Consider the following 21,790-nt stretch of genomic DNA (forward strand, 5'->3'; position numbering starts at 1 on the left):
AAAGTTGACCATGAGATGCCTGTGTATCGCTTGAACTGAGGATCAGAAAGCTTGTTTGAATCGATGTATTTCATCCGCAGATTATGCACGAATGCTAAGAAATCCGGAGTGCAAATATTAACCAAAAAGAAGATCGTTTTTTGATTTATGAAAGAGATCTATTCTAATATATGCATTTTAGGTGCAAAACAATAAATAAATTTTTAGCATTGAAATAATGCTTTAATAAAAATTAACCTAAATAAAATCTATTTTATTTATAATTCCCCGACACCTTCACATAATTCTGCGCTGAATACGGTAAAAATGCTTTTTCTTTATCGGTTAGGGGGCGGACTTTTTTGACTGGACTGCCCACATATAAATAACCACTTTCCAAAACCTTATTTGGTGGAACAAGTGAACCAGCACCAATCATCACATCATCTTCAACAATTACATCATCTAAAATAATCGTACCTATACCGACTAAAACACGATTACCAATGGTACAACCGTGTAATTTCACATGATGACCAATTGTCACATCTTCACCAATAATCAGTGGAGAACCCTCAGGTTTATCGGCTTTTTTATGACTCACATGCAACATTGAGTGATCTTGCACATTAGAGTTTTTACCAATACGAATATGGTTTACATCACCACGAATCACAGCAAATGGCCAAACCGAAACATTTTCAGCCAATACAACATCGCCAATCAAGACTGACATTTCATCGATATAGCAAGAGTCAGCAATACGTGGAACAGTGTCTAAATAAGGGCGAATGTTTTGGCTCATAGGAAAGTCATCTACAGGTTTTTAGGCAGTATAAAATAAAAAAGCACCTAGACCGAAATCTAGATGCTTTCACTTTAGTCTTAATATCGAGTTTTCATCAAATTTAGAATAAGTTACTAAAGAATTGTTTGATGTGATCAATCATTTTTGCAAAGAAACCAGCTTCTTCGACATTTTGTAGAGCGACAAGTGGTTTTTCAGCAATGACTTTGCCATTAAGCGTTGCAACGTATTTACCAACCACTTGACCTTGTTTTAAAGGAGCAGTCAATTTAGGTTGAACAACCAATTGAGTTTTAATGGCGTTCGCTTCGCCTTTAGGCATCGTCACGTTAAAGTTTTCAGCTAGACCTACTTGAACTTCATTGTCTTTACCGTACCAAACTTTTGCTTTTGCAAGCACTTGTTTAGCAGGTTGAACTTTTACAGTTTCAAAGTTTGCATAACCCCAAGCTAAAATTTCACGTGTTTGAGATGCACGTTCGTTCATGCTTGGCGCACCAAAGATCACTGAAATTAAACGTAAAGGACCACGTTTAGCTGAAGTCGTTAAGCAGTAGCCAGCTTCTTCAGTATGACCAGTTTTTAAACCATCTACACTTGGGTCAGTATAAAGCAGGGCATTACGGTTGCCTTGCTTAATGCCATTGAACGTAAATTCTTTTTCAGAGTAGATCGGATAGTATTTTGAACTGTCATGAATGATATGTTGCGCAAGAGTCGCCATATCTTTGGCAGTCGAGAAATGACCTTCAGCTGGCATACCTGTCGCATTGATGAATTGAGTATTCACCATGCCAATACGTTTCGCTTCTTGGTTCATCATGTGGGCAAAGGTGCCTTCATTGCCAGCAATATGTTCTGCCATAGCTTTAGAAGCGTCATTACCCGACTGAATGATAATGCCACGTAACATTTCTAATGCAGTTGCAGTACCGTTGAGCGGAACGTACATACATGACTCAGTGCTGCTGCCGCGACACCAAGCCGACTCATTCATACGTACTTTTTCATTTTCAGTTAGTTCACCGCTTAATAACTTTTGCTCAATGATGTAACTGGTCATCATTTTTGTCATTGAAGCAGGAGCTAATTTTTCGTTTTCATTTTTAGAAGCAAGGATTTGCCCTGTCTCATAGTCCATCAGCACATAAGATTTATTATTTAATTCAGGTGGTGCAGAAAGGACAGTTGCCGCGAATGAAAAACTAGGTGCAAGTAGTAATGCGGCAAGGGCGGTTTTTCGGGTCATTCTGGGTGGTTCCAATAACTTAGGTATAAGCACAAAGAGCCTAGCATTTTAGGACAAAGCTAGGCGGACTGCTATGGGGTGCAAGCGCTTATTTTAAAAGTATTGTAACCAATTGGTATTATTTGCTGTAAGCAGTCAATTCTTTGCAAATCGCACCATTTTTCTTATCGCCAGCTTTCTTCGCATCAGACTGCGCTTCTTTTAAAGCATCTTTAAAACTTTTTTGTTTGCTGAGTTGCTGTAAAGCATTTACTGGGTTCTTTTCATTCGGCATATATTCTTTAGCTAATTTTGCATAACCCGCTTCAAACTTTGGTTGATCTTTGTCATTCACCAGTTTTGGGCAGACTTCAGATAGTACATAGATAGCTGCAAGTTCTTGAGTAGTCACTTGAGGTGTAGGGGTAACTTCAATTTTTTCATCTGCGGCATGTGCAGACAAGGTAGTGAAAGCAAAAGCAGAAAGACTAAGGGCACAAAGAGATTTTACAAAGGAGTTTTTCATTTAAATAACCTGTTAAATAACCTAAAAGATATCAAATAGCTAAAATTTATTTGCTTAGCTTAATCGTATTTCTGGTAGAGATCAGTAGAAAATTGTATTGAAGCTGTTTAAAAATCAATACATTGTGAAAGAAAAAAGGATGAGGCTATAAGGCTTCATCCTTTTTTTGGCAGGTTTGATGCAATAAGGACTAACCTATTTAGAGGACGTCCAAAGCTGAATGATCAATTAACCTTCATAACTTAAAACGTCATCACAAACTGATTTTTGCTCAGCTTTATCAGTTTCTTTAGCAGCTTGACGCGCTTCTTCAAGAACTGATTTATATTCGCTGTCAGACTGTAGTTTTTCTAATGTCATTGATTTATCAGAATAATCAGCAAGATATGTTTTAGTGAGTGCTTGAATGTTGGCATCAAATTTTGCATTTTGACCAATAATCGCAGGGCATACTTCTAACATGACTTGTGCAGATGCAATGTCTTCTTTTACGATGGTATTGGCTTCTTCTTGAGTGAAGTCATTGTCTGCGACCACAGTTTGAGTCATGCAAGCTGCTAGAGCAAAGCCCAATAAACCACGAAGTGCTACGGTTTTATTCATTTTGTACACACACATTTATGCTGGATGTTGAAATGTAAATATATATAATTATTCATATATTTCAATAAAATGTTCTTGCGAGTCATTTTTAATTTTTTAGTAATGGAAATTTAGTTGTGAATATTTTAATTGCCAATGATGATGGCGTTTTTGCTCCCGGTATCCAAGCTTTAGCACATGCATTGCGTCCTCTCGGTCGTGTGGTGATCGTGGCGCCTGAAAGCGAACGCAGCGGTTTTTCAAGTGCTTTAACTTTAGATCGACCATTACGACCTGTCGAAATTGCACCGAATATGTGGGCGGTAAATGGTACACCTGCGGACTGTGTGTATTTATCAATGAATGGCTTGTTCGACTTCGAATTTGATCTGGTGGTGAGTGGAATCAATAGTGGCGCAAATCTGGGTGATGATGTGCTGTATTCAGGGACAGTGGGTGCGGCATTTGAAGGCCGTTTAATGAAACAACCTGCGCTAGCCGTCTCTTTGGCTGGGCCAAATGTGCGTAGTTATAATAACCCAGAAGATTATGCAGTCGCCGCGCAATGGGTGCATGATTTTATTGCCAATGGACTACCCGCGCTACCTGCACGACATATTTTTAATATTAATATTCCAGATGTTGCTGAACTTCAAGGCACCAAAGTGACCTATCAAGGAAGACGTTTACAGTCCAAACCGATTACCAGTCATGTAGACCCGCGTGGTCGTCAAGTCTATTGGATTGGATTGGCAGGCGAGGCAGTGGCAGAGCCTAAGAAAGGCTTAACGCATATCGAATCAGACTTCTTTGCAGTTGCAAATGGTTATGTCAGTGTAACGCCTATACAAATGGATGCTACAAACTATGAGATTTTGAATAACTTACACGCAGAGTTATCTAAATCTTAAGTATTAATGTTATAACTTTGTGAAAATGGTTATGCCGCAACTTTTTTAGAGTGGATTTTTGCTAATCTTAGCCCATTCATAATGACTATATTTGAATTATTAGTGAGGAAGATGATGTCCCTGGTGTCACAATATCGCGTTATTGCCGCTCCTGCAGCATTATTTAAGACCCTTGTTTTATCTGCTGCGGTTGTTACGACTTTGGTCATGACTGGCTGTGCGTCAAAACCACAAATTAATAATGCGACCCGTTATGCGACTGCTCCGGATTATTATACAGTTCGTTCGGGAGATACTTTAAGTGGCATTGCCGCTCGCTATGGTTTGAGCTATGTCAGCATTGCAGAAATGAACGATATTGCGCAGCCTTATCGCATCTATGTTGGACAATCCATTCGCCTTAAAAATGGCGGCTCACGTCGTACAACGTCTACGCAAGCCATGACTCAAGCGGCACCAATTCAACGCCAAACGATTGCAATGCCAACGCAAACAGCGCCCGTGACTCAAGCTTCAACCACTCCATCGACAGTGACGCGAACTACAGTTCCAACGCCAGTGGTCAGTTCTTCAAGTTTACGTTGGGTGAGTCCAGTATCACGTCCTACGGTATTACAAGGCTATAACTTAGCATCGAATGTGAAAGGAACACGTTACGCAGGTAATACAGGTGATCCTATTTTTGCAGCAGCTGATGGTCAAGTGGTCTATGCCGCCGATGGTCTTAAAGAGTACGGCAATTTAATTTTGGTGAAGCACATTAATGGCTATATCACTGCATATGCACATAACAGTAAAATGAATGTCAAAAGTGGCGATACTGTGAAAGCAGGGCAGCAAATTGGTGAGATGGGTTCATCGGGTACAAACCGTACGATGCTTGAGTTTCAGGTGCGTTTAGATGGTAAACCAATCAATCCAACTTCAGTTTTACCAAATAATTAAATATATAATGCAAAAGCAAAATATCCCCGTATAATACAATGAGTTGCTTTTATCGAAAGATGAAGCTTCTCATAAGTTTATGAGGGAAATTTATGTTAGATCAACTTCGAGCAATGGGTGTCTTTGCTTGCGTTGTGGAAAAAAATTCGTTTAGCGGTGCTGCTCGTGAGTTAGGTATTACCACGAGTGCCGTGAGTCAGCAAATCCGCTCACTAGAGCAGGATATGGAAGTCATTCTTTTACATCGTTCAACACGTAAGTTAAGTTTGACAGAAGCTGGACAAGCTTTTTTTCATAGTTGCCAAGAGATGCTATCTGCCGCAGAGCGCGGCAAAATTCGTATCAATGAACTTCGTGACGACTTAGTCGGTGAATTACGTATTGCATCGACACCAGAAATTTGTGCGAATCATGTGATTCCTGCATTGTCACATTGGATGTCGGCACATCGCGGTTTATCCGTTCATCTAGAAGCAGATAATCAATATATCGACTTAATTGATGGCCGCATTGATATTGCGCTACGCATGAGTTCAAAAATTGATGATCAACAGTTTCATGTGGTGCCATTGGCACATGTTGAACAAGTTCTCGTTGCAGCACCAAGCTATATCAACCAAACCAGTTTAATTACACGACCAGAAGATTTACAAAATCATGATATGGTTCAAATAAATTTGGTTAAAAACTTTCAGCATTTTGCATTTGAAAATGCAGTGACTAAAGAGCAGGTTGCATTGGATGTGCACTCCCGATTTACAACAAATAATGTATTTGCTGCAAAAGCAATGTGTCAACAAGGACATGGCATTGCAAGAATATTATATCTAGATACGCAAAAAGACTTATTAAACGGTTCTCTTGTTGAAGTTTTACCAGAATGGCGTTTACCATCATTTACTCTATATGCGGTGATGTCTAAACGTGATCAACAGCCTACTAAAATTCATCGTTGCCTAGATGCATTAAAATTGTATTTCAGTCAATTACCAGGCGGACGTGTATACCAAGAAGCCTCATAAAAACAAAAAAGGTTTAAAAAGATATAAAAAAAGCCGCAATCAGCGGCTTTTTTTACTTTCGGCACAAATTACGCTAGAAAGTTTTTCACCATTTTAACAATGCGTTCAATCAAGATATCCGCTTGTTTTTTATTGATGTTCAGCGTAGGTAATAAACGAATCACAGAGCCTGCTGTTACGTTAATAATCAAGTGATGCTCATCACGTGCAATATTCACAAGTTCGCCACATGCTTTTGGTAATTCAATGCCGACCATCAAACCAAAACCACGAACAGTCACGTTTTGCTCTGAAAGTTGCTCTGTGAATTGCTCAACAAGATACGCCCCCATATTTGCAGCATTTTCAACAAGGTTTTCTTTTTGAATGGTATCAATCACGGTATAAACCACACGTGAACCTAATGCTGTACCGCTATAAGTTGAACCGTGGTTACCCGCTGTTAAAACGCCAACACCACGACCTTGAGTCATGACTGCGCCGATAGGGAAGCCATTACCCAGACCTTTAGCTGTAGTTAGCACATCAGGAACAATATTAGTGTGTTGATACGCAAAGTATTTACCTGTACGACCATTACCTGTTTGCACTTCATCAAGCATCATTAACCAGTTGTGCTGGTTACAGATACGACGAATTTCTTCTAGGTAGCTAAAACCCTGAGGTGCAGTATTTACACCACCTTCACCTTGGATCGGCTCAACCAAAATCGCTACGATGTCAGGGTGGTGAATCGCCGCTTCCTCAATCGCTTCGATATCACCGAAAGGTACACGGATAAAACCTTCAACCAATGGGCCAAAGCCTTCTTGAACTTTTTTGTTACCTGTTGCAGATAAGGTTGCCATGGTACGACCATGGAAAGAATGATCAGCAACGATAATTTTTGGTGTTGCGACACCTTGCATATGACCAAATTTACGTGCAATTTTGATTGCACCTTCATTTGATTCTGCACCACTATTTGAGAAGAAAACTTCTTCCATACCCGCAACTTCAGCTAATTTTTGCGCAGCAGCCGTTTGCCAAGGCACTTCAAATAAGTTACTGGTATGAATGAGGGTCGCTGCCTGTTCAGCAATTGCAGCTGTAATTGCAGGATGTGAGTGACCTAAACCACAAACAGCGATCCCTGTCAGTGCGTCTAAGTATTCTGTGCCATCTGCGGTATACAGGTGAGCACCTTGACCTCGGACAAAGCTGATCGGTTGGCGGCCAAATACTGGCATCAAGTGCGATGGTTGATCAGTTTGTACTGGGGCAAGGGTAATGTTATTCATGACTAACTCTAATTTGTCAGGTGATTGAAATAATATAGAGGAGACGCCATATATATATGAGCATCAAGAGGTCTATATAAGCAAAATATGACTCACTTGAAAAGCTGAAATGTAAATAAAACGTGAAATATTGCTTTAGTCATATTGTTTTACTCAGTTTTGGGTATAATGCGAAGCAGATTTATTGAGGATATATCAATGACTGAACAAGCACGCGATACAGAAGCGTTAATTCGTGACCAAATTGCTAAACACGCAGTTCTACTTTACATGAAAGGCACTCCACAGTTTCCACAGTGTGGTTTCTCTGCGCGTGCAGTAGAAGCGCTCAGTCAAATTGGTCGTCCGTTTGCTTATGTAAATATTCTTGAAAATCAAGATATTCGCGCAACTCTTCCACAAATTGCAAACTGGCCGACTTTCCCACAATTATGGATCAATGGTGAGTTGATCGGTGGTAGCGACATTATGCTTGATATGTTCCAAAAAGGTGAATTACAACCTTTAGTTGAACAATATAGCCCAGCTCCTGAAGCTTAATTGGATGTGTATTTGATGATTTTGATCATTGGATACAGATAAAAATAGCGCCTTTAAGGCGCTTTTTTTATGACTTATTTATCAAAAAAGTCGTGGTTTATGCGTTTTTCCACCATCCCCATACGCATTTAAAGCACAAAGGGTGGTGGAAAAATCAACAAATGAATAAACTCATCGAAGATTTATGACGGATTGTCTTCAGTCGGACTTTCTTCAACACGTTGCTCGTTTTCAGCAATCCCATTTTTAGCAGTACTGTCTTGAGCTTCAGACTTCTTTGCCTTTTTATCTTTATTCTTTTTTGACTTCTTCTTTTTTTTCTTTTTCTTTGGCTCTTCTTCCTCAAACTCAGCACCGTCTTCAATCGCTTGCCAGTACTCAAGTTGCTCCATGACAGCAGCGTAGATTGAGCCTTTGCTATAACGACCTTTTTTATCAAGAGTGCCTACTGGACGCGCCATCAAAATTTCTAATGCTTGATCAATGGTATCTATGGCGTGAATATGGAATTGACCTTGTTGCACAGCTTCAATCACATCTTTGCGTAACATTAAGTGCTGCATATTTTGGCGTGGAATAATCACACCTTGCTTGCCTGTTAGCCCTTGTAATTTACATGCATCATAGAAGCCTTCAATCTTGGCATTTACACCACCAATCGGTTGAACTTGACCCAATTGGTTCATTGAGCCAGTGATTGCCCAAGATTGATCGATCGGTAATTGGCTAATAGCGGAAATAAGAGCTGAAAGCTCTGCAACAGTTGCGCTGTCGCCATCTACTTGGCCATAGCTTTGCTCAAAGGCAAGGGCAGCAGAGAAATGTAAAATTTGTTCACGACCAAAGTGTGCCTTTAAGAAACTCGACATCAATAGGACGCCTTTGGCATGTAAAGAACCACCAAGTTCTACACTACGCTCGATATCTAAAATATCGCCGCCGCCTTGATAAACCGAAGCCGTTAAGCGTGACGGTAAACCAAATTCAACATCTGCATATTGAATCACAGAGAGGGCGTTGATCTGCCCGAATCGATGACCTTTGGTTTCGATTAACTGTGTACCGCGACTGAGATCTTGCCAATACAATTCACGTAAGTAGCCTAGACGGTATTTACGATGATCAAGAGCGGTGTTGATATGTGTTTCTGTCACCATTTTATCGCCAGCAAGTGCTGCATGATGATGTGCTTCACGAATCAAATCACCTAAGGTGAGGGCATGTAATGACAAAGAGCTTTGATCTTCAGCTTGACGACTTGAATCAGTTAACAGTGCAGCAAGTGCCGTACGGTCAAACGGCAGAAGTTTGTCAGTTTGCACATAGTCAGCAATCAGCTGCATATATGCCTGCTCATTAATGTCATTACGTTGTAATGTATCGGTAAAATCGGCACGAATTTTAAAGACACTGCCCAGTTCTGGTTCGAGTTCTAAAATATCGTAATAAATATCAGGTTCAGCAAGCAGGATCACTTTGATATTTAAATCAATAGCTTCAGGCTCAATCGAAATACTGCCTGTCAATGTAAGCATATGTTCAAGTGAAGACAGCTTTAAATGTCCTGACTTTAATGCACGTTTTAGACCTTGCCATGCATAAGGCTGCTCTAAAAGTTGTTCAGCTTCCAAGATGAGGAATCCACCATTGGCCTTATGCAATGCACCAGGACGGATTAACGTAAAGTCTGTGGTGATGGTGCCATTTTGGGTCAGTTGTTCGACATGACCTAGCAAATTGTAATGGGTTGGGAAATCTTCAAAAATAACTGGCGCACCAGCATTTGGTTTGTGTGAGGCGATAATGTTAGCTTGGTAGCGAGATGGCACGCGGTTAAATAGGCCAGGTGTAAAGTCATCTTCTTCTTGCTCAAGCACAAACTCAACATTTTGAATGATGTCATCTGCATATTGCTTCAGATAATCTTCCAAGCCTTCAACCATGCTGAATTTATTTTGAATTACATCAATACGCGGCATGACGACTTGTTTAGCAATTTCACGGTTTAAAACCTGAACTTTATCGCGTGCGTCATCTTCAAGATCACCAAGATGTAGACCAAGACGTTCAAGTTTTTTATCCATATAACGGACGTTTGACGCAATTTCAGCACGTTGTTTGCTGCTTAAAGCATTGATGTCTTCTTTGGACATTTCTTGGTATTTGTTATCGACCAAATGCACGGGAACGAAACAATGATCATCATCCTGAGAAATCAGTTTAAGATCGAGCTCTTCACCTTCTCGGGTTAATTCAACTAAAGCAAGATGTTGTTCATCACCAGCATGTTGGCGAATCATTTCAATGCGATTGTGATAGGTTTCTGCGGTGAAGCGACGTTCAAGCTGTTTTAATATAGTTTGCCAACTTTGATGTAATAACGTTTGGAATTTTGTCGCTTGACCAGAAGGAAGTTTCAGCGCAATCGGTTCACGCGGAAACTTGAAATTATTGACATACACCCAGTCTGAAGGCGTTGGCATATTTTTAGCGTGTTGTTGTAATAAGCGCTTAATCATGGTGCGCTTACCTAAGCCTGCGGTACCTACAGCAAAAATGTTATAGCCTGAATAGGGCAATGCAATGCCAGCTTCAACCGAAGCACGGGCACGATCTTGTCCTAAAAAGTCATTGAGTGGTTTGATCCGCTTGGTAGACGTCGGTATTTTTTTAAGCTCAGGCGTATGCGTCAGCTGAAGCGGCTGCAACTGGGTTTTAGTTAAAGTATTCTGTATTTCGGGTTGATCAAAAGCACTCTTTAGTGTCGTTACTGTTTCTGCTAAGTTTTTTGTGTTGGTTTCATTAATGGTGGTTGATAAAGAAGAGTGAATTTGTTCAAGTCGCTGGGTCACTGTTGAATCCAAAAAACTAAAGAATAGAGATATGTAATTAAGGTATACAGGTTTAATGCCAAAGATCAAGCAACAGCATGCGAAATATCGATAAAATAAAACAATGATTTCATAAATGTTGTTGAAACCGTTGTCATTAAGCGCTTGAATAGCAACATTCGATTTTGACAAAAATAACTGAGTCATGACAACACAAGCTTCAGGATGGAAATCTGCTTTTACTGCATTTTTAGACCGACGTGCGCTGATTATGCTTTTTCTTGGCTTTTCGGCCGGTATCCCAATTTTACTGATCTTTTCCAGTTTATCGCTTTGGTTAGGTGAAGCAGGAATTGATAAAAGTGCAGTGACTTTTTTTAGTTGGGCAGCGCTTGGCTATTCGTTTAAGTTTGTTTGGGCGCCATTAATTGATGAGTTACCTGTGCCATTTTTAACCAAACAACTCGGACGGCGCCGTGCATGGTTGTTGATCGCTCAAGTTCTCATTATCTGTGCAATTTGTATCATGGCATTTTCAGACCCAGCTTTAGGACAAAGCTATATTTACCAAATGGCTGCTGGAGCCGTATTACTAGGTTTTTCTGCCGCAACGCAAGACATTGTGATTGATGCTTATCGTATCGAGTTGGCTGAAACTGAAATGCAGACCGTTTTAGCTTCGACCTATAATGCAGGTTATCGTATCGGCATGATCGTGGCAGGTGCAGGGGCGTTATTTTTGGCTGCATATTTAGGCACGGCCAAAGGTAACTATATTTATGAAGCTTGGAAATATACTTACCTTGCAATGGCTGCTGTGATGGCTATCGGTATTATCACAACTTTATCGATACGTGAGCCGCAAGTTGACCGTGTACAAAAGCATTATAAACGGACCGACTATTATCGTTTAGTCGCTGTATTCTTTGCTGCGGTGGTTGCCTTTGTCTTGAGTTATATCTATTCAGGTGTAGCGGTTGAAAGCTTGAAAGAGCAGTGGCAAATTTCAGACTCATTCGCCTTGTTCTGTTTAGAGGCTGTACGCTTTATTGGTTCAGCTGTGGTTGCTTTTGGTGTCGGTTCTGTTTTAGTGAAATCGGGTGCTGTAAATAAGCAGATGGCATTTGAAACTTGGGTTAATCCAGTTGCAGATTTCTTTAAGCGTTATGGTCTAAAACTGGCTTTAGTGTTGTTGTTACTTATTGGTTTTTACCGTATTTCCGATATTATCGCCGGCGTCATTTCTAATGTGTTTTATCAAGATTTAAACTTCACCAAAGAGCAGATTGCCGAAGCTGTAAAAGTCTATGGTGTGATTTTTAGCTTGGTTGGCGGCTTCCTTGGCGGTTTGCTAGCGCAGCGCATGAACATTATGAAATTGATGTTTGTTGGTGCGATTTTAGCAAGTTCAACAAACTTGATTTTTATCGGTTTGGTCAAATCAGGTCAGCCATTGAGTGATGTTATTGTTAATGTAGCAGGGCAGCAATATACAGCGACGCCGGATGACACGGGAGCTTGGGCAGTTCAAATTCCAAAAGCAGTCTTGGCAGCTGATCAAAATATTCAGGTCAGTGCGGATTATCAGTCGAAGAATCAACATCCAGTACAGGTGAGTTTGCCGTATCTGAATAATTCTTTTTCAAACTCAGCAATGATGTTGCTGCCAGTGACTTCAGATAACACGATTTCAGCTCAAGAGACTGCAAATAGTATCGTGGTCCGTGGACAATACTTGGCAGGCGAGTTAAAAGAGAATCAAAAAATTCAAATTATTTTGGATGCTAAACCGTTCGATGCGAAGCTTGATAAAACTGGTGTTTTTAGTGCTGCAATTCCAGGTCAAGCGTTCGAAACAGCAAAGCAAAAAACATTAACGGCTCAACTACTAGAAAATGATGTAGTGAAAAAGAGTGTCGATTTAACATATCAAGTGAATACATCAGCCAATATGTCAGGTGTGCTTGGTGTTGATATTCAACCGATTAATTTGGCAAGTGCTGAACAGAATGTGGACATCAAAGGAAAGGTTATTAAGCCTTATAGTTCGCTTTGGTTATATTTCGCGATTATTGTTGATAACTTGGCTTCTGGTCTTGCAGGCGCGGCGTTTATCGCATTTTTATCGAGTTTAACCAGTGTTTCTTTCACAGCCGTTCAATATGCCATCTTTAGTTCATTAATGACTTTAACCCCTAAAATTTTAGGCGGTTACTCAGGTACGATTGTGACCAATATCGGCTATCCGAACTTTTTCTTGATGACAACTCTAATTGGTATTCCTATTTTAATTTTAGTGGTTTGGGTCGCCAAACTATTGAGAGAACATGAACAAAAATTTAATTCATAATTCAATTTGAATTAAAAAAAGCCTATTCAGTTTGAGTGGGCTTTTTTATTCTAAGCTGTTAAATAGCCTAAGCAAATTTATGATTTAAGGCGAGGATATTTGAAATAAGTGGGTATATGCGTTCTAGACTTAAATTGAACTTTGTATGTTAAATCCCTATAGTATTCAAACATAATGATAGATTTAGGAAACTCGATTATGCGCATGCTGCATACCATGTTACGTGTAGGCAATTTAGAGCGTTCATTGGCGTTCTATACTGAAGTACTCGGTATGACTTTGCTTCGTAAGCGTGATTATGAAGAAGGTCGTTTTACTTTGGCATTTGTGGGCTATGGTGATGAAGAAAATCATACTGTACTCGAGTTAACGCATAACTGGGATACAGATAGTTATGAGTTGGGAAATGCGTATGGCCATATTGCTATTGCAGTAGATGATGCCTACAAGGCTTGTGAAGAAATTAAAGCACGTGGCGGAAACGTGGTACGTGAAGCAGGACCAATGAAAGGTGGTGTGACCGTCATTGCCTTTGTTGAAGATCCAGATGGCTATAAAATTGAGTTGATCCAACAAGACTCAAATGCACGAAATAATTAATCTGCAATTATTCATTTAAAGTCATATGTAATGCTGAATATTCTTATTTATAATTTTTTTTGCGTTGAGCTCACTATCAACGTTTAAAATAATGAATATATCGGAGAAAAGCTGGCTTTATTTATATGGCCCAGTAAGATGAAATTTACTCAATGGTAAATTTAGCTTATTGGGCATTTTTTTTGCCGATGAGCTTTAAAGGGAAATTTGTACAGGATGTTGTTATGCTGAAAATGTTGGCTTTGGATCGTTTTACCATTCTACTTTTTGTAATGGTCATACTTGCGACTTTTTTGCCTGTTAGTGGTCAAGCTGCAGAAATCTTTGGCTATATTACCACGGCTGCAATTGCCATTTTATTTTTCCTCCATGGTGCAAAGTTATCTCGTGAGGCTGTGGTTGAAGGCATAATGCATTGGAAGTTACATGCTTTAGTTTTTGCTTTTACCTTTGCATTATTTCCATTATTGGGTTTAATGGCGAAACCAATCCTCGTGCCGATGTTAGGGCAAGAGTTGTATTGGGGCTTTTTGTTTATGTGCTTTTTACCTTCGACAGTACAGTCTTCCATTGCATTTACTTCGGTAGCACAGGGTAATGTTGCTGGTGCAGTCTGTAGTGCATCATTTTCAAATATTATTGGTATGTTTATTACCCCAGTGATGGTGGCCTATTTTATTCTCGGCCAGTCACAACATAACTACGATCCGACAGCATCTATTATTCAAATTACGCTGTTATTACTCATTCCCTTCATTTTAGGGCAGCTCCTCCGTCCTTGGGTGTTTCCTTATATGAAGAAAATGCCAAAAATCGTGAAGGTATTTGATCAGGGCTCAATTTTGATGGTGGTCTATGGTGCATTCAGTAGTGCAGTGGTGGCAGGGCTATGGCATCAAGTGAGTGGTATGACCTTATTCCTATTGATTGTGGCGTGCTCAGTTCTATTAACGATTATTATGTTATTGGCGTTATATGTGCCACGTTGGTTGGGCTTTAGCCGAGCTGATCAAAAGACGATTTTCTTTTGTGGTTCTAAAAAAACCTTGGCGAGCGGCGTGCCCATGGCACAAATTTTATTTATTGGGCAGCCGATGGGGATGATAGTTTTACCGATTATGATCTTTCACCAAATTCAGTTGATGGTCTGTGGTGTGATTGCCAACCTTTGGGCAAAACAAAGCCGTGGGCAAGAATAGGGCGAGATGAGTACGTCCTTTTAAAATACCTTATATAGATGAAAAAAAATCATGAAAATTAAAAGAGGCTTCTTCATTTTATTCTTGGGTTTGAACACAGTCGTTCATGCCCAAGAGGATTTATCCGTAAATAGTAACCGTGATGTCATTGAAAAAATGCCGCTCATCAGCCTGCAGCCCATGTTGGATTTTTGTCGTGATCGACAACCACAGATGAATACGGAATTAGATCAGGCTTATCAAGCTGCCAAGCTAAAATTAATTGCTGCGGTTCAGGCTGTCCGTTTTAATGGTGTAGAGCCATTAAAAGCAAAAGATGTTGATTTGCCAGTCGATGCACAATTTAAACAGCAGCTTCAAGGCATGTTAGAGGGCATGAGCAAATCATTACAGCCAGTAAATGCAGCGACGTTTTGTCCTGCATTTATTGAAAAATTAAAACATTTTGATCAAGCCCAATTTCAGCGTACAGTCGAATTACAATATCAGAAATATTTAGAGCAAGCTCAACCTAAAGAGTAGAGTGATTCAGCCTTGAATATCTATTTATTAACAATAAAAAATCAGCTATAATTTGCCCCAACTTGTTGTGCTTAGCTCTGGCGGTATCCGTCTCGGTGGGCCAAAAGAATGGTCTGTTATGGTGTTGGTCTGCTTTTTTAAGCCTTCCTTGTAGTGATGCAAGAGTGATCAATTGCGATGACAGCTAAACCTTCTTAAATCTTAGGAGTAATCGACGATGCGCGCCGATATTCACCCAAAATATGAAACTTTAGTTGCTACATGTTCATGCGGTAACGTAATTGAAACTCGTTCAGCTCTTGGTAAAGAAACTATTTACCTAGACGTATGTTCTGCTTGCCACCCATTCTACACTGGTAAACAGAAAAGCGTTGACACTGGCGGTCGTATCGACAAATTCAAACAACGTTTTGCTGGTATGTCACGTTCTATCAAACGTTAATATCCAAAACGAAAAAACGGGCTTTATGCCCGTTTTTTTGTGCCGATAAAAAGATCAACCTTAAATCGGCAATGTTCAGAACCTTATTGGTCCTGAACATCGATGAGATGGTCGAGTTTCTTCTGGAAATAATCACCTTGAATAAAACGAGCTTCTACATTCCAAGCATTGGCAAACAGTGTCATGTCATTTAATTCACGTAGCATGATTTCAACAGTTTTGATTTCATGATAAGTGGTAATTTTTTCTTGCAGCTCTTGGCATGACTTGTCGTTTGCAAGCATTTGGGTCAAGCTTGAATCTAGTGTTAAGCAGTGAACATCCATTTGACGTAATAATGATTCACTAAACATCGAATGACCAAAATTACGTAAAGCCAGTTCGGCACCATTTTTACGAAGTTCAACAAATGCTTTTTGAGCGGCATCAATATTGAGCTGAATGTCTTCTTCTGCAAATTGTAAAATCAGTGGATTCTTCAATTTACTACGAATAATCGTAATGAGTTTTGAAATAAACTCAGGGAAGGTGCGGTCGTTATATAGCACTTCCTTGTTGAGGTTAACGATTAATTTAGCTTCAGGGAACTGAGTAATAAAGTTGTGTAGCTGTTTACACGATTCAACCAAGATCCAACGATCCAATTTAATGGATAGCTCTGAGTCTTCAGCCAATTCACGTAGTTGGGCGATATCTTTCCATTTATTTTCAAAAATAAAGCCGCTGGTTACTTCATAAGTATAAAGATGTGAATCTTCTTTATCATACAGTTGCTGATATTTAAGATGAATTTCACCGCGTTCTAAGCAGTTGCGAAGAGCCTTGATAACAGGAGCTTCATCACTAACGACAATCGGTGCGATTTGCGCTTCTGGTGTACCAAAATCCAAACTTGGTATGTCAATTTCTAATGGAATAGTTAAGTCGATTTCAGGTGCTTGTTGGTTGGTTGGTAGCGCAGTATTAAAGGCTTTCGCAATAAAGGTATCAAAATGTGCTTCATCACGAATATCGCTGTCTAAAACACTGTATCCTATGCGTAAATTTAATGGATAAGTTTCATTGTTTACACTGAGTAATTGAGGTTTGCTCAGGGTATTAAGACCAATCAATTTAGACTCAAGTTTGAGCTGATTATCCGCTTGGAATAAGGCAACGATTGCACCATTATCTAAACCAAATAATGGAGCATGAGTCTGATCTTTCAAGAAGTCTTTAATATTGGTGAAATAGCTCTTATAAGTATTCCAATCTTTTTGAAAAATCGCATCTGAGCAAGAAGCCAATGTAAATAGAACTAATGCATTTACATTAGCAGGTTGCTGAGCAATAGTACGGTTGAGTTGTTGAAATGCTTTTGGTTTTTGTGGGCTAGCTTCAACTTGAGCATTGCTTACAGCATTGCTGCTTTGACTGCCAATTTCAATTGCGAGCTTTAAAGCATCTTCTTCAGCTGCGGCAATAAATTCGAGTTTTAGTGGGTTTTGCCCAGCCACTGCGATATTTTGTGAAACGAGATCAAAACGTCCTAAATCGAGCTGCCCTTGGCTAATTTTTTTAAAGCGTTGCTTAAAGTCGTTAAGGTCAGTAGGTTGTAATAGATCGAGTAAAGGCAGACCAATTACATCATCTTCATTTTTTAGACCAAACAAAGTGAGATATTCAGCATTGGCTTGAATATGAATGCCTTCTTGAATCACGGCAACCGCTTTACGACTATCTTCAACTAAAGACTGGGTTTGGATTTGAGCTGTTTCGAGCTCTTCCATTAAATGTTGCTGCGATTGTTGTAGGCGACTAAAGGATAAAGCACGGATTAAACCAAAATAGAAACTCTCAGGTTCAGCAATATCGACAATGTCATAAATCCCTTTTTTGACTAAACTTGCATATTGTTCTGCTTGATAGTCTTCGGGTTTAAGTAAAATAATCGGTAAATTCGGTTGGCTCGATAGTTGAACTAAACTTAAAGCTTGTTCATATTTTAAATCATAAGCACGTCCAAAAATGATCAAGTCCCAATTGAGATTCAGCTGTTTTTCGAAATTTTGTAAATCATCAAGTAATATGGCATGAACTTGATGTTCGCTGTCTGTCAATAAATCACGTATCTGGTTAAAACGTATTTGATTATCATCAATAATGAGTAATCGAGTTTCCGTACGTTTTAGTTTTTTGGATAGTAATGGATTTCTCACTTTAATGCTTCCCATAAGTCGTTATTTTTGATCTCATTGCTCTGTTTCGCAATATAGTCTTTAACGACATTTTCTTGCTCTTCATTCAATAATTCATATTCAAAGCGAATAAAGCTTTGTGTCACCAACTGCGCTTTGGTGAGATAGACTTTGATGTCTTCTTTGCCTAAGCGAAGGTGGATCGTTTGTTTCTCTCGGAAGAGATTTGCCCCAGGTAAAATTAAGGTCGTAGACACTTGATCAAGTTGTGTGGTCTGTACCAATAAAGCAGGTTGATGATTTGTTGTATTGCGGTCGGTACGGATATGGGCTGAACATGGATACAAATCTTGAGCCAGTACTTCGAGACCCAATTCCAAACTTTTTTCAGTCGATTGTTTGATCCAACGAACAACACCGCCACGCCATTGGCTTTGAGCATTTTCTTGAATCAAAATAAATTCGCCGGTTTTTAAATTAGCAGGGGTAGGGCCAGTCCATTTAATGCGATAACCATTCACACTAATATCTAATACGTCAGCGGTATGAATCTGTTTTGCTTCACGATCTAGCGCTTTCGCATTAGTCATGCCTGTTGGCATATTTGAATCATGCGAATTGACAAAAGAGGCTTCATTGTGGAATTGATAATTGCCTTCCAAATCTAAAGTTTCGTGGAAGTTTTTACCTTTAGAGAGATAGAAATGCGCCACCATTAAGCTAAAGCAAATATTAATTTGCGCAGAATATTCATAACGTTCATGACGGCGTTCAGTGTTGTTGGTCAAAATATTATGAATATGGAAATATAGCGCTGGAGTTAAAAATAACTTTTCATTTTTAGATAAATAATTGGCATTTCTAGTTTGCGTTTCGGTCAAATGATCGAGCAAGTTTTGCGTTGAAATGTATACATTGGCTTGATAAGACCGATCTTGTTTTGAGTTATAAATCGGTGGGTGATCTTTTTTCGTGTCTACAACATAGCGTGAAAGCGTGGTTTCTTTCGGTAGGATTTGAACCAATTTTGCCCAGTCAAAGCTACATAAATACAAACCTTGGATTTCAGCAGGGCGAATCTGATGATTATTGAAAATATCTAATAAGATTAATTGTGCATAAGCTTGAGCAATATTTGCAATTTGATGTTGAGTACCCAGTAACTGATTGACATTACTTTGATAGAAATTGTGTTCAATGGCACATTCAATCAGTTGATGTGCCGCAATCCATTGACCTGCAGTCGGTGTGGCATACAACATATGTTGTTGATACAACAACAGTGTCAGTTGTTGCAACGCATAGTAGATTGATGCAATTCGAGCGGTTTGTAAGCTTTTTTTATGGCCGAATGAAAAAATCGAAAACTTTTGTTGATTAAGCTGCTGATTACATCGTTTGGCAATATCAATATAGATTTTGGCAAAGTGACTGCGTAAAAGCATCGCCAATTCAATGATTTGTTCATTACGATCCGTGGTAATGAGGCTTTGATTGGTAAAGTGTTTTTCTAAGCTTGTGAGCACACTTTCCATAGTCGGATGTAAAATTTGAACCAAATCAAAACGTAACATCTCTTGGCATTTCAGCTCGGAGATTTCAAGTAAGGCATTGAATAAAGCTTTAGATGAGGTACCTAATTGTAAAATTGAAATACCGTTTAACCACTCTTGCAGACCTTTAGCATTGGTCGGACAAAAGCTTAATTTATCCAGCTTTAATTCAGTCGGATTGTAAAACGTATCTGAAGTATGCGTGGTCATCTTTATTATTTAACTCAAAAAGTTGAAGCCCCAAAAAGCGGTGTCTTGTTTTTTTCGCCCGCTATTTCCCGTACAAGTTTAGGAACCAAATAACCAGGTAGGTTCTCTAAAACTTTTTTATAAATTAAATCAATATCCTGAGCTGGTGTATCGAAATGATGAGCACCTTTTACTTTATCCAGAACATGCAAATAATATGGCATTACACCTGCGTCGAATAAGCGGTAACTTAAATCGACTAATACTTCTGCAGAATCATTAACCCCTTTTAATAAGACTGCTTGGTTCAGCACGGTGATTCCTTGTTTGACAAGCTGTTGAAGCTGGCTGCACGTGAAGTCATCTAGCTCTGATGGATGATTTGAGTGTACCACTAGAATAATGCGTAGCCTACTGTTTTTTAAAATAGAAACCAGCTCTTCGTCGACACGGTTGGGGATTACGATAGGAACTCGTGAATGAATTCTCAAAAATTTAATTTGTGGCAAAGTCGATAAACGTTCAATCCACACTTGAAGTTTACGATTTGATAGTGTGAGCGGGTCTCCACCACTTAAAATCACTTCATTAATATCGGGTTGTTGTTCGATATATTGCTTAATGTTTGCCCAATCGTCATTTTTAGGCAGGTTTTCTTGGTAGGGAAAATGTCGGCGGAAACAATAACGGCAATGGACCGCGCAGGCGCCGGTTAAGGTCAGTAAAAAACGAGACTTGTACTTATGTAATACCCCTGGCTGTTGGTTTGCTTGTTCTTCACCTAATGGGTCGGTAACAAAACCGGCGTGTTCTTCAAGTTCTAAATGATGCGGTAGGACTTGGAGTAAAAGCGGATCGAGCGGATTACCTTTTTGCATTTTTTCGACAAAAGCGCGCGGAACGCGTAGGCGAAACTCATCTGCTGCGAACTGAGCACCCGATAATAACTGATTATGCGAAAGTTCTAATACATCGAGTAATTCTTGAGGATTTGTAATCAAATCACTCAATTGAGTTTGCCAGTTTTGCTCTTGAAATAAATAGTTTATCATGCCGATTGTTTAAAAAATGCAGAAAGGTGAGTGGGGAATATTGCTGAAATTAATGCGTCGAACTTTGAAGTGTAAGCTGAAATAATTCCGAAAAAGCTTACACCTGATGAAGCCTACGAAACATTTATTAAATTTCATTAAACAGCAATTTTACCTGTTTGTGGGCATTGTATAAACAAAGTTCTTTAATGTCTGAGTGTAAGTTAAGCAGCTTGACCCCTTTAATGGGGATTTTTTCGTTGCGACATGGTGCATTGGTCATTTAGAATACGCAATATCACATTAATGTGCATGTGGCAGCCAATGTTACAGTCAGTACTTGCTAAATGACATGTTACAGCCCATAGCATCTATAGATTAAAGTTAGTAAGTTTGGAGTGAGCCAGTCATGGCCTATTATTCTACGAATGATTTCAAGTCAGGCCTTAAGGTCATGCTTGACGGTAACCCATGTTCAATCATGGAAAACGAATACGTAAAACCAGGTAAAGGCCAAGCTTTTAACCGCGTAAAATTACGTAACCTTAAAACTGGTAAAGTTTTAGAAAAAACTTTCAAATCTGGTGATTCACTAGAAGCTGCTGACATCCAAGAAGTTGAAATGAACTACTTGTATAACGACGGTGAAATGTGGAACTTCATGGACCCAGAATCTTTCGAACAAATCGCTGCTGATAAAGTTGCTATGGGCGACGCGGCTAAATGGTTGAAAGATGACTCAAATGAACTTTGTACAATCATGTTATGGAATGGTGTTCCTTTAACTGTGAGCGCGCCAAACTTCGTTGTATTAAAAATCGTTGAAACTGATCCAGGTGTACGTGGTGATACTTCAGGCGGTGGCGGTAAACCGGCTAAGCTTGAAACTGGTGCAGTTGTACGTGTTCCATTATTCGTACAGCAAGAAGAAAGCGTTCGTGTAGACACTCGTACTGGTGACTATTTAGAACGTGCATAATGGTTTAAAAATAGACTATTATCGAAAGGGATGAAGTGATTCATCCCTTTTTTTATACCTATTGGTTTAAATTTTTATTCCAAAGTATTAGATGAA

The 21,790-nt window shown here is 39.4% G+C and carries 19 protein-coding genes; 10 read left to right on the forward strand and 9 right to left on the reverse strand.

Annotated elements, in window-relative coordinates; translation table 11 throughout:
- Positions 1 to 253: 253 nt before the first annotated feature.
- The 4 genes from FTT94_RS01730 to FTT94_RS01745 all read right to left on the reverse strand — a co-directional run bounded on the left by FTT94_RS01730 (position 254) and on the right by FTT94_RS01745 (position 3,144).
- Positions 254 to 784 carry a gamma carbonic anhydrase family protein gene (locus FTT94_RS01730; protein WP_168377838.1) on the reverse strand — a complete coding sequence of 177 codons (531 nt, stop codon included), beginning with the start codon at positions 782 to 784 and terminating at the stop codon, positions 254 to 256.
- A 103-nt stretch (positions 785 to 887) separates the two neighbouring features.
- A complete protein-coding gene (gene dacC, locus FTT94_RS01735) occupies positions 888 to 2,036 on the reverse strand; it encodes a D-alanyl-D-alanine carboxypeptidase PBP5/6 (RefSeq protein ID WP_078191838.1) in 1,149 nt (382 codons plus the stop codon).
- A 118-nt stretch (positions 2,037 to 2,154) separates the two neighbouring features.
- Positions 2,155 to 2,541 carry an MCR_0457 family protein gene (locus tag FTT94_RS01740; RefSeq protein ID WP_180088102.1) on the reverse strand — a complete coding sequence of 129 codons (387 nt, stop codon included), beginning with the start codon at positions 2,539 to 2,541 and terminating at the stop codon, positions 2,155 to 2,157.
- A gap of 228 nt (positions 2,542 to 2,769) precedes the next feature.
- Positions 2,770 to 3,144: an MCR_0457 family protein gene (locus FTT94_RS01745; RefSeq protein ID WP_078190174.1), complete on the reverse strand. Its 375-nt coding sequence runs from the start codon at positions 3,142 to 3,144 to the stop codon at positions 2,770 to 2,772.
- A gap of 116 nt (positions 3,145 to 3,260) precedes the next feature.
- Between FTT94_RS01745 and surE the strand changes: the two genes are divergently transcribed.
- The 3 genes from surE to FTT94_RS01760 all read left to right on the forward strand — a co-directional run bounded on the left by surE (position 3,261) and on the right by FTT94_RS01760 (position 6,001).
- Positions 3,261 to 4,034, forward strand: a complete 774-nt coding sequence (gene surE, locus FTT94_RS01750; protein ID WP_180170121.1) for a 5'/3'-nucleotidase SurE — start codon at positions 3,261 to 3,263, stop codon at positions 4,032 to 4,034.
- A 114-nt stretch (positions 4,035 to 4,148) separates the two neighbouring features.
- Positions 4,149 to 4,979: a peptidoglycan DD-metalloendopeptidase family protein gene (locus FTT94_RS01755; protein ID WP_180009371.1), complete on the forward strand. Its 831-nt coding sequence runs from the start codon at positions 4,149 to 4,151 to the stop codon at positions 4,977 to 4,979.
- A gap of 92 nt (positions 4,980 to 5,071) precedes the next feature.
- Positions 5,072 to 6,001 (forward strand): LysR family transcriptional regulator, encoded by a 930-nt coding sequence (locus FTT94_RS01760; protein ID WP_180004878.1) that lies wholly within the window; start codon positions 5,072 to 5,074, stop codon positions 5,999 to 6,001.
- Between the two features lie 68 nt (positions 6,002 to 6,069).
- On the opposite strand, the gene FTT94_RS01765 is transcribed toward FTT94_RS01760, so the two are convergent.
- Positions 6,070 to 7,281, reverse strand: coding sequence for an aspartate aminotransferase family protein (locus FTT94_RS01765; protein WP_180170122.1), 1,212 nt, complete (start codon positions 7,279 to 7,281; stop codon positions 6,070 to 6,072).
- Between the two features lie 198 nt (positions 7,282 to 7,479).
- On the opposite strand from FTT94_RS01765, the gene grxD reads away from it, so the two are divergent.
- A complete protein-coding gene (grxD, locus tag FTT94_RS01770) occupies positions 7,480 to 7,821 on the forward strand; it encodes a Grx4 family monothiol glutaredoxin (protein WP_067762767.1) in 342 nt (113 codons plus the stop codon).
- Positions 7,822 to 8,003: 182 nt separating this feature from the next.
- Here the strand turns inward: grxD and FTT94_RS01775 are convergent, their stop codons facing one another.
- On the reverse strand, positions 8,004 to 10,673 hold the full coding sequence (locus FTT94_RS01775; protein WP_180170123.1) for an ATP-binding protein: 2,670 nt from the start codon (positions 10,671 to 10,673) through the stop codon (positions 8,004 to 8,006).
- A gap of 184 nt (positions 10,674 to 10,857) precedes the next feature.
- Here FTT94_RS01775 and FTT94_RS01780 point away from each other — a divergent pair, with 184 nt between their 5' ends.
- The 5 genes from FTT94_RS01780 (at position 10,858) to rpmE (ending at position 15,765) form a co-directional block, all read left to right on the forward strand.
- Positions 10,858 to 13,002 carry an MFS transporter gene (locus FTT94_RS01780; protein ID WP_180170124.1) on the forward strand — a complete coding sequence of 715 codons (2,145 nt, stop codon included), beginning with the start codon at positions 10,858 to 10,860 and terminating at the stop codon, positions 13,000 to 13,002.
- Positions 13,003 to 13,200: 198 nt separating this feature from the next.
- Positions 13,201 to 13,602 carry a lactoylglutathione lyase gene (gene gloA / locus FTT94_RS01785; RefSeq protein WP_078190168.1) on the forward strand — a complete coding sequence of 134 codons (402 nt, stop codon included), beginning with the start codon at positions 13,201 to 13,203 and terminating at the stop codon, positions 13,600 to 13,602.
- A 224-nt stretch (positions 13,603 to 13,826) separates the two neighbouring features.
- Positions 13,827 to 14,801 (forward strand): bile acid:sodium symporter family protein, encoded by a 975-nt coding sequence (locus FTT94_RS01790; RefSeq protein ID WP_078190167.1) that lies wholly within the window; start codon positions 13,827 to 13,829, stop codon positions 14,799 to 14,801.
- A 51-nt stretch (positions 14,802 to 14,852) separates the two neighbouring features.
- On the forward strand, positions 14,853 to 15,323 hold the full coding sequence (locus tag FTT94_RS01795) for a hypothetical protein (RefSeq protein ID WP_180050539.1): 471 nt from the start codon (positions 14,853 to 14,855) through the stop codon (positions 15,321 to 15,323).
- Positions 15,324 to 15,540: 217 nt separating this feature from the next.
- Positions 15,541 to 15,765 carry a 50S ribosomal protein L31 gene (rpmE, locus tag FTT94_RS01800; RefSeq protein WP_078190165.1) on the forward strand — a complete coding sequence of 75 codons (225 nt, stop codon included), beginning with the start codon at positions 15,541 to 15,543 and terminating at the stop codon, positions 15,763 to 15,765.
- 83 nt (positions 15,766 to 15,848) lie between these two features.
- Here rpmE and FTT94_RS01805 read toward each other — a convergent pair whose 3' ends face one another.
- The 3 genes from FTT94_RS01805 to epmB are packed head-to-tail and all read right to left on the reverse strand — an operon-like array spanning position 15,849 to position 20,736.
- Positions 15,849 to 17,978, reverse strand: coding sequence for an EAL domain-containing protein (locus FTT94_RS01805; RefSeq protein WP_180162589.1), 2,130 nt, complete (start codon positions 17,976 to 17,978; stop codon positions 15,849 to 15,851).
- Positions 17,960 to 19,705 carry a GTPase gene (locus FTT94_RS01810; protein ID WP_180170125.1) on the reverse strand — a complete coding sequence of 582 codons (1,746 nt, stop codon included), beginning with the start codon at positions 19,703 to 19,705 and terminating at the stop codon, positions 17,960 to 17,962. The genes FTT94_RS01805 and FTT94_RS01810 overlap by 19 nt, the downstream gene beginning before the upstream one ends.
- A gap of 14 nt (positions 19,706 to 19,719) precedes the next feature.
- The gene (gene epmB / locus FTT94_RS01815) at positions 19,720 to 20,736 is read right to left on the reverse strand and encodes an EF-P beta-lysylation protein EpmB (RefSeq protein ID WP_180170126.1); all 1,017 of its coding nucleotides are present in this window, start codon (positions 20,734 to 20,736) and stop codon (positions 19,720 to 19,722) included.
- Positions 20,737 to 21,124: 388 nt separating this feature from the next.
- Between epmB and efp the strand changes: the two genes are divergently transcribed.
- Positions 21,125 to 21,694, forward strand: a complete 570-nt coding sequence (gene efp / locus FTT94_RS01820) for an elongation factor P (RefSeq protein ID WP_067762759.1) — start codon at positions 21,125 to 21,127, stop codon at positions 21,692 to 21,694.
- Positions 21,695 to 21,790: the final 96 nt, after the last annotated feature.

It is taken from the genome of Acinetobacter sp. YH12027 (assembly GCF_013420085.1).
GTDB classification, from domain to species: Bacteria; Pseudomonadota; Gammaproteobacteria; order Pseudomonadales; family Moraxellaceae; genus Acinetobacter; species Acinetobacter amyesii.